The sequence below is a fragment of the Flavobacterium sp. GNP002 genome, from assembly GCF_054343795.1.
Genome location: NZ_JBTGUW010000001.1, coordinates 218,645 through 232,585, shown reverse-complemented (window position 1 = coordinate 232,585; position 13,941 = coordinate 218,645). Strand labels below are relative to the sequence as shown.

12 protein-coding genes are annotated in these 13,941 nt (G+C 32.3%); 8 read left to right on the top strand and 4 right to left on the bottom strand.

Annotated features, from left to right (window positions below; translation table 11 throughout):
- Positions 1 to 49: 49 nt before the first annotated feature.
- The 3 genes from ACXX80_RS01065 to ACXX80_RS01055 form a co-directional block, all read right to left on the bottom strand.
- On the bottom strand, positions 50 to 1,525 hold the full coding sequence (locus ACXX80_RS01065; protein ID WP_458551640.1) for a rhomboid family intramembrane serine protease: 1,476 nt from the start codon (positions 1,523 to 1,525) through the stop codon (positions 50 to 52).
- 83 nt (positions 1,526 to 1,608) lie between these two features.
- Complete coding sequence (locus ACXX80_RS01060) at positions 1,609 to 2,865, bottom strand: voltage-gated chloride channel family protein (protein ID WP_458551639.1); 1,257 nt, start codon at positions 2,863 to 2,865, stop codon at positions 1,609 to 1,611.
- 34 nt (positions 2,866 to 2,899) lie between these two features.
- Positions 2,900 to 3,310 (bottom strand): RidA family protein, encoded by a 411-nt coding sequence (locus ACXX80_RS01055; RefSeq protein ID WP_458551638.1) that lies wholly within the window; start codon positions 3,308 to 3,310, stop codon positions 2,900 to 2,902.
- A gap of 284 nt (positions 3,311 to 3,594) precedes the next feature.
- Between ACXX80_RS01055 and ACXX80_RS01050 the strand changes: the two genes are divergently transcribed.
- The gene (locus tag ACXX80_RS01050) at positions 3,595 to 4,200 is read left to right on the top strand and encodes a hypothetical protein (RefSeq protein ID WP_458551637.1); all 606 of its coding nucleotides are present in this window, start codon (positions 3,595 to 3,597) and stop codon (positions 4,198 to 4,200) included.
- A 119-nt stretch (positions 4,201 to 4,319) separates the two neighbouring features.
- A complete protein-coding gene (locus ACXX80_RS01045) occupies positions 4,320 to 5,015 on the top strand; it encodes a hypothetical protein (RefSeq protein WP_458551636.1) in 696 nt (231 codons plus the stop codon).
- Between the two features lie 25 nt (positions 5,016 to 5,040).
- Here ACXX80_RS01045 and ACXX80_RS01040 read toward each other — a convergent pair whose 3' ends face one another.
- Positions 5,041 to 5,568 (bottom strand): hypothetical protein, encoded by a 528-nt coding sequence (locus tag ACXX80_RS01040; protein WP_458551635.1) that lies wholly within the window; start codon positions 5,566 to 5,568, stop codon positions 5,041 to 5,043.
- 187 nt (positions 5,569 to 5,755) lie between these two features.
- On the opposite strand from ACXX80_RS01040, the gene guaA reads away from it, so the two are divergent.
- From guaA to yidC, 6 genes are all read left to right on the top strand, one after another.
- The gene (guaA, locus tag ACXX80_RS01035; protein WP_417992347.1) at positions 5,756 to 7,285 is read left to right on the top strand and encodes a glutamine-hydrolyzing GMP synthase; all 1,530 of its coding nucleotides are present in this window, start codon (positions 5,756 to 5,758) and stop codon (positions 7,283 to 7,285) included.
- Between the two features lie 129 nt (positions 7,286 to 7,414).
- Positions 7,415 to 9,367, top strand: coding sequence for a LysM peptidoglycan-binding domain-containing protein (locus tag ACXX80_RS01030; RefSeq protein WP_458551634.1), 1,953 nt, complete (start codon positions 7,415 to 7,417; stop codon positions 9,365 to 9,367).
- Between the two features lie 66 nt (positions 9,368 to 9,433).
- The gene (locus ACXX80_RS01025; RefSeq protein ID WP_458551633.1) at positions 9,434 to 9,835 is read left to right on the top strand and encodes an OsmC family protein; all 402 of its coding nucleotides are present in this window, start codon (positions 9,434 to 9,436) and stop codon (positions 9,833 to 9,835) included.
- 87 nt (positions 9,836 to 9,922) lie between these two features.
- Entirely contained in the window at positions 9,923 to 10,156 is a 234-nt protein-coding gene (locus tag ACXX80_RS01020) for a DUF3820 family protein (protein ID WP_099714715.1), read from the top strand.
- Between the two features lie 152 nt (positions 10,157 to 10,308).
- Positions 10,309 to 11,922, top strand: a complete 1,614-nt coding sequence (gene pyrG, locus ACXX80_RS01015; RefSeq protein ID WP_417992344.1) for a CTP synthase — start codon at positions 10,309 to 10,311, stop codon at positions 11,920 to 11,922.
- A gap of 66 nt (positions 11,923 to 11,988) precedes the next feature.
- Positions 11,989 to 13,893 carry a membrane protein insertase YidC gene (yidC, locus tag ACXX80_RS01010; RefSeq protein ID WP_417992343.1) on the top strand — a complete coding sequence of 635 codons (1,905 nt, stop codon included), beginning with the start codon at positions 11,989 to 11,991 and terminating at the stop codon, positions 13,891 to 13,893.
- Positions 13,894 to 13,941 lie beyond the last annotated feature (48 nt).

Sequence of the window (13,941 nt, the reverse complement as noted above, 5' to 3'; positions counted from 1 at the left end):
TTGGGAATCAATGTCTTAATTTTTTTAATTTGGAATTAAATCTCGGAATCTATTTCTTGGCAGTGCTTTTTATTTTAATAACGATTGTGTTGATTTTATTATTAAGTTCTGTCATGTCAGCATCATATTTATCGGTGTTCTCATTTAATTTTTTATAGGCAAGTCCGTAAAATTCCATCCTTAATTCACAATATTCAATTAAAGTTTCATTTTGTAAGTGTAAGGCTTCTGGAAGATATAATTTGTCAAGTTGTTTTAGTAGAATTATATTTTCGTTCCAATAATAAATGCCTCGGTCTTTAATTTCAGACAATTTATTTTCTTTGCTGTCCCCATAAAAAGTAGTGTAGGATTCCAAAGCCATTTTTTCCATATCTACAAAATCTTGCATTCCTTCTTGATATTCAATGATTTGATAGATATATACTTTTGAATTTTTACTAAGTGTAAATAAACCTACAGTTAGAATCAGTGTTGCTGATGCGACTATTGTAATTCCAATTTTTCTGTTTTTAACCAATAATGCTAGGATAGAACCAAATCCTATTCCTGAAAGTAATCCTCCAATATGTGCCGCTCCATCGATGCCTTCTTTAAAACTGTTGGCAATATTTAAGACAATCAAAGTTCCTATTGTTAGCAACAGTGAGCTATTTGCTTTTTTGTCAATAGTTTTAAACAGGATAGATACTAATAAAATCCCATACATTCCAAAAATAGCTCCAGATGCACCAGCACTTACAATATCGGTATTGTAATATAAACTTGCTAAGCTTGCTATGAGTCCACAAAAAAGATAAGTCAGCAGGAAATCTCTTTTTTTTAAGTAGGATTCTAATAATAAACCAACATACGCCAGCGCGTAACAATTCATTAGCAAATGAAAAATCCCAATGTGTACAAAACAAGCTGAAATCAATCGCCACCAGTTATTTTCTATAGTCAAAGGACCGAAGTTCCCGCCCCAATCAACAATATCTTGCGTTTCTGGAACAAAGATATTGACTCCCGAAAAACTCATTAAAAGAAAAATCAGAATATTTATATTGATGAGAATTGGGGTAATAAAATAATCTTTGGTAGGTATAAATATGGAGAAAAAAGAATAAAATTGAGTGAGGCTTCTATTTTTTTCTATCTCTGAATCCTGTTTTGTTGTTTCAGATTTTATAAAATGTTTCAGTGAACTTTCGTCTAATGCTAAAATGGATTCCTCTTTTTTTATTTGGTAAAATAAATCTAAAAAGGTATCAATATTCTTCTGATTTCTTCCGCGGTCATAAAGTTGATTTCCATTGCTAAAGCTTGTTATCAAAGGATCGTGATCCTCTAAAGTAATGGCAATGGTTTCATTCCAAGTGTTTAAATCATTTTTTGATTGGGCTTTTAATCCGTTTTCATTTATTTGAGTTAAGTCCCACTTCAGTTTTTTAAAGACTTCAATAGCTATGTAAATAAGCTGCAACTTCGATAAGTTATTTAGAGGAATGTATTGTGAAGAAGTTGAGGGAAGTCCAAAAGCCATTGCGGTAAAATTAAATTAATGTGGAATTAAGAACAATACTACAAAAAAATAATTTTATAATTTAAAAAAAAAGTGTTTTTGATTTACAAAAGTTCCCTGTTTTTTCTTCTTATTTTTTGATACAGATGGTATTTTGCTCCTTTTACTATTTGAGCATTATAAATTCCTACTGACCCTGAAAAAAAGTATGCGATTACACAAGCAATGCCAATAAAAATACCGCTTTCTATCCCGAAAAGCTCCATTCCCATAACCGTACAAGCGATAGGAGTGTGGGTTGCTCCCGAAAAAACAGCCACAAATCCCATTCCTGCTAAAAGTGCGATGGGTAAAGGAACTACAATAGATAAAGCACTTCCCAGTGTGGCACCTACGAAAAATAGCGGAGTTACTTCGCCACCTTTGAATCCTGCTCCGAGCGTGAATCCGGTGAATAGTATTTTTAGAAGAAAATCATACGAAGCATTTGGATTAGAAAACGAATCAACAATTATAGGGACTCCTAAACCGATGTATTTTGTGGTTCCAATAAAGTAAATTGCTAAAGCAAGTATTATTCCTCCAACGCAAGGACGAAGTGGAGGAAAAGGTATGCTTTTTGAAAATAAATGACCCCAAAAATGGGTGCTTCGTGAAAACAACATGCCGGCTAAACCAAAAACAATACCGACTGGAATTATCCAAAACAGGACAGTAAAATTTATTTCAGGGATAATAGGAATGCTATAATGAGTATGTTTAACATGCCAAAATTCAACGGTGAAATAAGCGATGTACGCCGTTAAAAACGACAGCGGAATACTTTTATAACTGATTGTACTGAAATACAGAACTTCTAAAGCAAACAAGGCTCCAGCCAAAGGTGTTCCGAAAACGGAGGCAAAACCAGCGCTAATCCCTAAAATAATTAATGTCTTTCGGTCACTATTATCAAGTTTGAAAATTCTTGTAAATTGATCGGCAATAGCGCCACCCATTTGAACTGCTGTTCCTTCACGACCGGCTGAACCTCCAAAAAGATGCGTGATTAAAGTACCAAAAAGCACTAAAGGAGCCATTTTAAAAGGAATTATTTTTTGAGGATTTTCATATTCTTCCAGCAATAAATTATTGCCTTTAACTACTGATTTACCCCAATAATAATATCCCAATCCTATTATAAGACCGCCTATTGGCAAAAGCCAAATCATCCAGTTGTTGTGTTCTCTATACTGTGTAACCCAATCTAGTGCTACTAAGAAAAAGGCAGATGCCGATCCAGAAAAAATGCCTGTCAAAACACAAATGAAAATCCATTTGAGTGTGACAAGCATTATTTTTTTAGCGTTTTCTATATTCATTACCTTAATTAGAGAAGTATTTTTTACAAAAGTATTATAATCCTTCTTGAATTAATGGTTTTTCAGAAGCTATAGCAGTAAATTCGATTTCAACTAAATATTCTGGGGCTACCAGTTGGTTAATTGCGTAGAAACCAGTGGTTGGTTTTATGTCTTTAAAAAACTTGGCATGAGCGGTAGCAACGGCTTCAAATGTAGAAACATCAGTAGTAAATATGCGGGTACGGATGACATCTTTCATACTTACATTTAGGTCTTCCAGAACTTTTTCTACGCGTTCTAAAATGTTTAGTGTTTGAGCATGCGCATCGTCAGCTTTTACTTTTTCACCATCAACAATGGCGACAGTTCCTGATACTTCAATGATGTTTCCAATGCGTACTGCACGGCAATATCCCATTTTGTCTTCCCAAGGTGAACCTGTCAAGATATTTTCTCTTTTCATTTTAATTGTGTTTAGGAGTTATTTTGTATTGTTTAAATACAATTTTTGGTGTGGCATAATAATTGCAATTTATAAAAAATAGTGAAATTAAAAACAGTAATTTTTAATTAAAAACTTCAATTTTTGTTGAGAATTGTTAGAATTTTAGAGGTTCTAGAAGGCAATAAATTTAAAAATTGAATGTTATAAATGAAAGTTAAATTATACTATCATTAGTCATTATATATGATTCGTTTTTTAATTTTAAAATTTTACAAGCACTGATAAACTAATTTAAAAAAGTTATGAAAAGGATTTTATTTTTAATGGTTGCTATAAGCATCTCCTTAAGTGGATATGCTCAGAATGAATTTAGTTCAAAATTTAAACCCGTTCCACTTAAAAATAATGCTCCTAAAATTAAAAAAGAAACACCTCCAAAAGCAGATCTACCAAAAAGGATAAGTCAAAAAGTTATAAAGAAACAAGACGTTTCTCTAGATGTACCAAAAATTAATTTTATAAATCCTGATAAAATTATTAAAAAGCCAGAAAATTCAGATGTTGTTACTTACAAACGAAACCAAAATTTGGGAACTTTTAAAACGGGTTCTCTTACAGCAAAAGTAAGATATCGAGATGCTGCTTATGTTGATGGGGATAAGATTAGAGTATATTTAAACGATAAAGTAGTAGATTACGAGGTTGTTTTGGATGGAGATTTTAAAGGGTTTGAGATAAAATTAGAAAAAGGGATTAATAAGATTGATTTTGAGGCATTGAATGAAGGATTTGCGCCTCCCAATACAGCAGAATTTCAAGTGTTTGATGATAAGGGAAGTATTATTTCTGCCAGTCAATGGAATCTTGGAACAGATTTCAAAGGGACCTTAATATTGATGAAAGATTAGGAATGTTCTTTTTTAAATTCGATAAATAAATAAAATTAATTTATATTATTTTTGTCGTTTAAATATTATTTTTAGTTTTAAATTTTCAATAAATATTGACTTATCAATATTCTCTTACTATGAAACAGATTCTTTTTTTTTTAATAATTAGTATTGGTATTTCTTCAAAAAGCTATAGTCAGATTGAATTTAGTAAAAAATTTAAAGCAATTCCACTTAAAAATAATGCCCCTAAAATAAAAAAAACAGTTCCACCTGAAACTGATATACCGCCAATTTATACTCCAAATGTTTTTAAAAGTCCTGAAATTAAAATCCCAAGTTCAGTATTGAAAATTGGAGAAGAAAACACTATAAACATGACTCCAAAAAATGATTTTATTAATCCAGGAGATGTTTATATGGATAAAATGGAAAAGGATTTAGATAAAACATTAGTCAAGCAGGGTTTGAAAGAAGATTCTAGATTTTTAGTTAAAATTGATGTCAATTTTGGAGAAATTAGAACTAAATCAAAATATTTTGTAATTAAATTTCGTGATTTTGGACAGATTGATGGAGATTTAGCCAGAGCATCACTTAATGGTGTTGTTACCGAGCAAAAATTAGTAATGAAAGAAAATTATCAGGAATTTAAAATATTTTTTAAAGAAGGAATAAACACATTTGAAATTGAAGCTCTTAACAAAGGTTTGTTAGGAGGAAATACAGCTGAATTCCAGATTTATGATGCAGAAGGAAAATTTATTAAATCTGATTTTTGGGAAAATTGGGATGCAGGAGTAAAAGGAAAGTTTATAATTGTTAAAGAATAAAAAGCATTTTAGTACCGCTGATTTCTTAAAACGGATCAGCGGTAACTTTGAATTTCATATCAGATTTCACCGTGATATCTTGTGTCAAACTCTCTTTAATAACTGCTTTAGTTCTTATTTTATAAGAAGATGCTTTGATATATTTGTCTAATTTTTGTGAAGTACATGTTAGATTTATGGTATTTGAAGTCGAATTAATTTCATCTAAATAAGCCAATTCTATTTCATCATTTGCATCAGTTGATATGTATAAATGAATTGATTTTAAAAAACTGAATGACTTATTGCTTGGTTCTGTGATGGTCAATTTTAACTCAGTTAATTTTACATCTTTTACTAATTCAGCTTTGGTGTTGTTGTTTTCAAAAGTGGAGCTTGAGTTTGTGGTAACATCTGGAGTAACCACATTAAAAGCAGTGCCAAGAGGAAATCCACTTTCAATTTTAAAAGTTGTTTGGTTATCTATTGAAAAAGTCAACAAATCATCGATTACATTACACGAAGTAATTAAAAGCAGTACTGTTACTATTGATAAATAAATTTTTGTTCTCATTGAAATGTTGTTATATTTTAAATTAATTTTTTAGAATCTTTAAGTTCACTTACGAAAATTGTAGCGTGTAGGTTTTTTTTTAGGCTATTTGATTTGATTTTAGAGGAATAATTGAGGTGAGACAAATAAAAAGAATATTTTTCAAAAATCAATTTTTCAATTCAAAATATAAAAAGTATTTTTGCGCATGCAACACAACGTACTTATTTTAGATTTCGGATCGCAATATACACAGCTTATTGCGCGTAGAGTTCGCGAATTAAATATATTCTGCGAAATTTTCCCATACAATCATTTTCCGAGTGATTTATCATCTTATAAAGCAGTAATTCTTGGAGGTAGCCCTTTTTCTGTTAGAGGAGAAGATGCGCCACATCCTGATTTATCTCAAATTAGAGGGAAACTACCTTTGTTAGCCGTTTGTTACGGAGCACAATACTTATCACATTTTAGTGGTGGTGAAGTAGCTGCTTCGAACACGAGAGAATATGGTAGAGCTAATTTGTCTTTTATAAAAGAGAATGAAGTTTTCTTTGAAGGTGTTTCAGAGAACAGCCAAGTTTGGATGAGCCATAGTGATAGTATTAAGGTATTGCCAACCAATGGAGTAAAGCTTGCAAGTACTCACGATGTAGAATTTGCTGCTTACAAAATTGAAGGTGAAACAACTTATGCCATTCAATACCACCCTGAAGTTTTCCATTCTACGGATGGATCAAAAATGCTGGAAAACTTTTTAGTAAAAATAGCAGAAGTTCCTCAAAATTTTACGCCAAATGCTTTTGTTGAAGAAATGGTGGCAGAATTAAAAGAAAAATTACAAGACGATAAAGTAGTTCTTGGTCTTTCTGGTGGAGTAGATTCTACAGTAGCGGCAGTTTTATTGCATCAAGCTATTGGGAAAAATCTATACTGTATTTTTGTAAATAATGGTTTACTTCGTAAAAACGAATTCCAAAATGTATTAGATCAATACAAAGGAATGGGTTTAAACGTAAAAGGTGTAGATGCTGGAGATCGTTTCTTATCTGAATTAGCAGGTGTAAGTGACCCAGAAACTAAACGTAAAATTATTGGACGTGTATTTATCGAAGTTTTTGATGATGAATCACACCTTATAGAAGATGTAAAATGGTTAGCACAAGGAACAATCTATCCTGATGTTATTGAATCAGTTTCAGTAAAAGGACCTTCAGCGACTATTAAATCGCACCATAATGTAGGAGGTTTACCTGATTACATGAAATTAAAAATTGTAGAACCACTTCGTATGCTTTTCAAAGATGAAGTACGCAGAGTAGGAGCTTCATTAGGAATTGATCCAGAATTATTAGGAAGACATCCTTTCCCAGGGCCAGGATTGTCAATTAGAATTCTAGGAGATATAACACCTGAGAAAGTTAGAATTTTACAAGAAGTAGATTCTGTTTTTATCGAAGGATTGAAATCTTGGGGATTATACGATAAAGTTTGGCAGGCAGGAGCAATTTTGCTTCCGGTTAATAGTGTAGGTGTAATGGGCGATGAGCGTACTTATGAGAAAGTGATTGCGCTTCGTGCAGTAGAATCTACAGATGGTATGACAGCTGACTGGGTGCATTTACCTTATGATTTCTTGATGAAAGTATCTAATGATATCATTAATAAAGTAAAAGGAGTCAATAGAGTGGTGTATGATATTAGTTCAAAACCGCCAGCAACTATTGAGTGGGAATAATATTTTAGATTTTAATCTAATCTTTTGAACATCATTGTTTTTAATGTTCTCTATAAAACGGTATCAGATTTTTGGAATAAAATTTGATACCGTTCCGTTATTAATGATTGAATAATTTTATAAATAAAAATGATGAAATATTTTTTTGCGATTTGTATAACGGTTTTGTTTTTTAATTATAGCGTTTTTTCACAAGAAAAAACGACTACTCATAAAGTAGAAAAAGGAGAGACAATCAGTCAGATTGCAATAAAATACAACGTTACTCCGTATGATATTTACCAATTAAATCCAGATGCGCTAAGTGGTTTAAAACCCAATAGTGTTTTGCTGATTCCAAAAAGCAACGGGAGACAAAAAGTAGCGGTTCAAGCTAAGGCAAATGCGAAAGCAATTACCCATGAAGTAGCTCCAAAAGAAACTTTGTATGGTATCGAAAAAAAATATGGCGTTTCGGATGAAGCCTTAAAACAAGCAAATCCTTTTTTGGAAAAAGATGGATTGCAAATAGGTCAAATTCTTACTATTCCTTCCGGTATTGGACAAAGAAATACTTCTTCAATACAAACAAAAGTTGTATATCATGATGTTCTTCCAAAAGAAACTAAATATTCTATTGCCAAAAAATATGGGATTACCATTGAAGAATTAGAGAAAAAAAATCCTGAAATAGTTACGAATTTGCCTATTGGTTATAAATTAATTATCAAAGGAACTCCCGAAACTTCGAGACCAAAAGAGGATAAAACTGCCACAGTGGTTGAAGCTAAAAAAGAAATTGTAAAAGCCAGTCCCGAAAAAGTTTCTACTGCAGTCAATTATTTGAATTACACGGTAAAACCAAAAGAAACCTTGTATAGTTTATCAAAAATGGCAGGGATGAGTCAGGAAGAATTAATTACTCTTAATCCTGCTTTATCTCAAGGTGTTGTAGAAGGAATGATTTTGAAAGTTCCGGCAACGATTAGTATACCACAGGAAAGTAAAAAAGAATACGCTGTAATATCAAAGAAAAGTAACGGTAGGAAAAAATTAGTATTGCTTTTGCCTTTCAATATTTCAAAAATTGAGGGCGATACGGTTAATTCGACTTCCATGCGCTTGAAAAAAGACAAGTTCTTGAACATGACTTTAGATTTTTATGCAGGAGCTTTGGTAGCGATTGATTCGGCTAAACAACTTGGACTTGCTATAGATGTGAGTGTGTTTGATTCTCAGGAAACTAAAAACACCTCTAATGTAGCTGCTATAATTAAAGAAAATAATCTGGAAAATTCCGATGCTATCATCGGGCCTTTTTATCAAAATAATGTAGAGAAAACTGCCGAATTATTAAGTGCAAATCAAGTACCGGTTATTTCACCTTTGTCAAAAGATACAGGTAATTCGTTTAGTAATATGCTTCAAACGATCCCTTCTGGTACAGCGGTTAAAAATGCTATGTTCGATTTCATGAGAGCTAAGAATGGGAATATTATAGCTGTAGTGGATAAGAAAAAAGAATCGGTTATACAGTTTATTAAAGAGAATCATAAAGATGTAAAATTTTCAGCGCTTACTGCAAATGGTGGTGTATCTGCTGAAAATTTGAAAAGTTTATTTGTAAAAGATAAAATAAACTATGTGGTGATGGAAACCGGAAATACCGGAATGATTAAATCAACTATGGCTACTATGTTAGGTGCTATGGCTGCTTATAAAGTGCAATTGGTTATTTTGGAGCCAAATGAAACTTTAGATACAGACGAAATTAGTTTTGTGAATTTAACAAAATTGAAATTAATGTATCCTTCTGTTACTCGTGAAAATGAATCTCCTGAAGCTGTAGTTTTTGAAAAAGAATTTAAAAAGAAAAACAAAATTTATCCTAGTGCATTTGCAACCCGAGGTTTTGATATTACTTTTGATACTATGATGCGATTGTCACAAGACAAGAAATATCAAGAAACGATTGAAACTACAGCTACAGAGCAAGTAGATAATAGGTTCGAATTTTACAAAAAAGAAGATAGTGGCTATATTAATAAAGGAGTGTATATCTTATATTATGACACTGATTTAACTATAAAAGAAGCTAATTAAAAGTGTTCAGTATTCAGTAATTAATGTTTAGTCAAGGCAGTATAATAAAATGATAATAATAAAATTATGACATCAAAAGTAACCTATTTAGGGGATTTAAGAACCTCTTCTATTCATCTACAATCAGGAAATGAAATCATTTCGGATGCACCTTTAGATAATAATGGGAAAGGTGAGGCTTTTTCTCCAACGGATACGGTAGCTAATGCTTTGGCAAGTTGTATGATGACGGTTATGGGAATAAAAGCACGTGATTTAGAAGTTGATTTGAAAGGCTCAACTGCTGAAGTTACTAAAATCATGAATACTGAACCAAGACGCATCGGTGCAATCGAAATTACTTTTGAAATGTATGGAGAAGCCGATCAAAAGAATAAAACCATTTTGGAAAGAGTTGCCATGACATGTCCTGTTTTTCTGAGCTTAAATACCGAAATCGAAAAACGTATTATTTTTAACTGGAAATAAAATAGAGTAGAGAAGAAAGAGGCAAGGAGTAAGACTATTAAATAAAGCTTACTTCTTGCCTCTTTTTTCTTTTTTTCTCCAAAAGAAATGGATCAAAATCAAAAACAACTCATCAAACTTGCTCATACTAAAATGCCTTTTGGTAAATACGAAGGAAAGTATCTGATTGACTTGCCTGAATATTATGTGGTATGGTACAGTAATAAAGGATTTCCGAAGGGCGAGTTAGGACAGCAACTCCAGCTAATTTATGAGCTAAAATTAAACGGATTAGAGGAATTGATACGAAATATTAAAAAAAGATACCCTAAACCACTTTAATTTACGAATTTAATAATGTTCTGAATTTTAAATTGGAACGTTTAATAATTCTTAAATTTCAAAATTATCTCATTTTCAAATTAGCTTTTTCTCAATTTATAATTGTATTTTTGCCAAGTTTTTTACTCAACTACAACACAAACAACAACAGAATGAATCAAACGAAATATATTTTTGTTACAGGCGGTGTGACTTCTTCTTTAGGAAAAGGAATTATTGCAGCATCTTTGGCAAAATTGTTACAAGCAAGAGGATACAGAACAACAATTCAAAAGTTTGACCCTTATCTTAATGTTGATCCGGGTACTTTGAATCCTTATGAGCATGGAGAATGTTATGTAACCGATGATGGTGCAGAAACCGATTTAGATTTAGGACACTACGAGCGTTTTTTGAACGTTCCAACCTCTCAGGCGAATAATGTTACTACGGGAAGAATTTATCTTTCGGTTATAGAAAAAGAACGCAGAGGAGAATTTCTAGGAAAAACGGTTCAAGTTGTACCTCATATTACTAACGAAATTAAAGAAAGAATGCAATTGCTAGGTAATTCTGGCGATTATGATATTGTTATTACCGAAATTGGTGGCACAGTAGGAGATATAGAATCATTACCTTATATAGAATCCGTTCGTCAATTGGTTTGGGACTTGGGCGAGAATAATGCTATAGTGATTCACCTTACTTTAGTACCTTATTTGGCTGCCGCAGGAGAATTGAAAACAAAACCAACACAACATTCCGTTAAAACATTGATGGAAAGTGGTATCAAAGCGGATATATTAGTTTGTAGAACAGAACATGAACTTTCTGATGAGATTCGAAATAAATTGGCCTTATTCTGTAATGTAAAAAGAGAAGCCGTTATTCAATCTATTGATGCTTCGACGATTTATGAAGTGCCAAATTTAATGCTCGAAGAAGGACTTGATGTAGTTGCATTAAAGAAACTAGATTTACCTAAGAAAGCGGCTCCGGATTTGAAAAACTGGAATACTTTTTTACGCAGATTGAAGCATCCAAAGCATACTGTAAACATCGGTTTGATTGGTAAATATGTAGAAATGCAAGATTGTTACAAATCTATTCTGGAAGCATTCATTCATTCCGGTGCAGCAAATGAAACCAAAGTAAATGTGATTTCTATTCATTCAGAACACATTGACGCAACAAACATAAATGAGAAATTAGCCGGTTTAGATGGAATTCTTGTTGCTCCTGGTTTTGGAGAAAGAGGAATTGAAGGAAAAATCGAAGCAGTTCGTTATGCCCGTGAAAATAAAGTGCCGTTTTTCGGAATTTGTTTGGGTATGCAAATGGCAATTATCGAATATTCAAGAAATATTGTAGGATATGCTGATGCAAATTCTACTGAAATGAATGAGCATACTTCACATCCGGTAGTAAACCTTATGGAAGAGCAAAAAACGATTACTGATAAAGGAGGAACAATGCGTCTTGGAGCATGGAAATGTGATATAAAACAAGATTCATTGGCATACAAAATTTACGGAAAAGAGACAATTTCGGAGCGTCACCGTCACCGTTATGAGTACAACAGTAATTATGTAGCGCAATTGCAAAATGCAGGATTGATTGCTTCAGGTGTGAACCCAGATACAGGATTGGTAGAGATTATAGAAATAGAAGATCATCCATTTTTCATTGGAGTACAATACCACCCGGAATATAAAAGTACAGTAGCGAATCCGCATCCTATTTTTGTGAATTTCGTAGCAGCAGCAGTTCAGGCAAAGAAAAAATAGTTATTTTTTTTTGAAACAATTCATCAAAGTGCATACTAATAGATTAAACTTTTTTTAAATATAATAATGGAACAAAAAAAATTCGACCTCAATTCGATTATCGGTTTTGCATTAATTTTTGGTATTTTGGTATTCATCATGTACCAAAATCAACCTGACCCGAAAGTGGTTGCAGCTGAAAAAGCACAAAAAGAGCTGGCAATTAAGCAGGCTAAAGCCAAAGAATTAGAGGCGAAAACTGTTGCAAAAGCTACTATAGCAGTTGCGGCAACCGGAGATTCTACACAATTGGCCCAATTACAAAAAACGTTAGGAAATTTTGCTTATTCTGCTACACTTCCTTCGGCTACAGCTGGTTTTACAACTATTGAAAACGAATTGGTTAAATTAAAAATTGCCAATAAAGGTGGATATATTGTTGAGGCTACTTTGAAAAAATTTGAAAAATTTAAGAAAGGTTCCGGACAATTAGTTGAACTGATAAAAGACAATAATGCTAATTTAAATGTACAATTGCTTACCAGTGATAACCGTACTTTAAATTCTAAAGACTTGTATTTTGAACCTACTTTGACAAAAGTTGGAGCAGATCAAGTTTTGTCCATGAAGTTAAAAGCGGGAGCTAATGAATTCTTGGAGTACAAATACATTTTGAAGTCAAACGATTACATGATTGGTTTTGATATTCGTTCTCAAGGGTTGAATAAAGTATTGAATACAGCAAAACCATTAGATTTAGAATGGAATTTAAAAACCTACAGAAATGAGAAAAGTGTTTCTTATGAAAACCGTTATACTGAAATCTATTTTGAACATGAAGATGGAAAAATAGATTATGCAGGTTTAGGTCAATCAGAAGAATCAGATCTTGAAAAAGCAACTTTTGTAGCTTTCAAACAGCACTTTTTCTCAACGATACTTTTGACAAAAACTCCTTTCGAAACAGCTAAAGTGAAGTCTGATAACTTGGTTAAAGACGATAAAATCGATACCACTTTTACGAAACAATTTAAAGCAAATATCCCTTTGGCTTTTACAAATGGGGAATTAGATCATAAAATGAGTTGGTATTTTGGACCAACAGATTATAAGACACTAAAAGCATACGATCAAAATCTTGAAAAAATTATCTCGTTAGGTTGGGGGATTTTTGGATGGATTAACAAGTTTATTTTTATTCCTTTATTCGGATTTTTAAGTTCTTACATTGCCTATGGAATTGCAATTATTGTTTTTACAATAATAATAAAAATTGCGATGTCGCCTATTACTTTCAAATCATTCTTGTCACAAGCCAAGATGAAAGTATTGCGACCTGAAATTACTGAATTGGGAGAAAAATTCAAAAAAGACCCAATGAAGAAGCAACAGGAAACAATGAAATTATACAACAAAGCAGGTGTAAATCCTATGGCGGGATGTATTCCAGCCTTGATTCAGCTTCCTTTTATGTACGCTTCATTTCAGTTTTTCCCATCGGCTTTTGAGTTAAGACAAAAAAGTTTCCTTTGGGCAGATGATTTATCTTCTTTTGATGAAATAATCAGATTGCCTTTCTATATTCCTTTTTACGGAAATCACATCAGTTTGTTTCCAGTTCTTGCCTCGATAGCTATTTTCTTCTATATGAAAATGACTTCTGGTGACCAGCAAATGGCGGCTCCGCAACAAGAAGGAATGCCGGATATGGCTAAGATGATGAAAATCATGATTTATGTATCGCCAATAATGATGTTGTTTTTCTTTAACAGTTATGGAGCGGGATTGAGTTTATATAACTTTATTTCGAATCTAATTACCATTGGAATTATGATAGTCATTAAAAGATACTTTATCGATAGTGATAAGATTCATGCTCAAATTCAAGAAAATAAATTGAAAGAGCCGAAAAAACAGGGTAAGTTCCAGAAAAAACTACAAGAAGTGATGGAACAAGCCGAAGCTCAAAAAGCACAACAGAAGAAAAAATAATTCATAAAAAAATCTCGATATTTTCGGGATTTTTTTATTTAAATATAA

Bases quoted from the DNA above. Each gene is read 5' to 3' on its own strand.
- ACXX80_RS01065 (WP_458551640.1), bottom strand. From the start codon at position 1,525: ATGGCTTTTGGACTTCCCTCAACTTCTTCACAATACATTCCTCTAAAT.
- ACXX80_RS01060 (WP_458551639.1), bottom strand. From the start codon at position 2,865: ATGAATATAGAAAACGCTAAAAAAATAATGCTTGTCACACTCAAATGG.
- ACXX80_RS01055 (WP_458551638.1), bottom strand. From the start codon at position 3,310: ATGAAAAGAGAAAATATCTTGACAGGTTCACCTTGGGAAGACAAAATG.
- ACXX80_RS01050 (WP_458551637.1), top strand. From the start codon at position 3,595: ATGAAAAGGATTTTATTTTTAATGGTTGCTATAAGCATCTCCTTAAGT.
- ACXX80_RS01045 (WP_458551636.1), top strand. From the start codon at position 4,320: ATGAAACAGATTCTTTTTTTTTTAATAATTAGTATTGGTATTTCTTCA.
- ACXX80_RS01040 (WP_458551635.1), bottom strand. From the start codon at position 5,568: ATGAGAACAAAAATTTATTTATCAATAGTAACAGTACTGCTTTTAATT.
- guaA (WP_417992347.1), top strand. From the start codon at position 5,756: ATGCAACACAACGTACTTATTTTAGATTTCGGATCGCAATATACACAG.
- ACXX80_RS01030 (WP_458551634.1), top strand. From the start codon at position 7,415: ATGATGAAATATTTTTTTGCGATTTGTATAACGGTTTTGTTTTTTAAT.
- ACXX80_RS01025 (WP_458551633.1), top strand. From the start codon at position 9,434: ATGACATCAAAAGTAACCTATTTAGGGGATTTAAGAACCTCTTCTATT.
- ACXX80_RS01020 (WP_099714715.1), top strand. From the start codon at position 9,923: ATGGATCAAAATCAAAAACAACTCATCAAACTTGCTCATACTAAAATG.
- pyrG (WP_417992344.1), top strand. From the start codon at position 10,309: ATGAATCAAACGAAATATATTTTTGTTACAGGCGGTGTGACTTCTTCT.
- yidC (WP_417992343.1), top strand. From the start codon at position 11,989: ATGGAACAAAAAAAATTCGACCTCAATTCGATTATCGGTTTTGCATTA.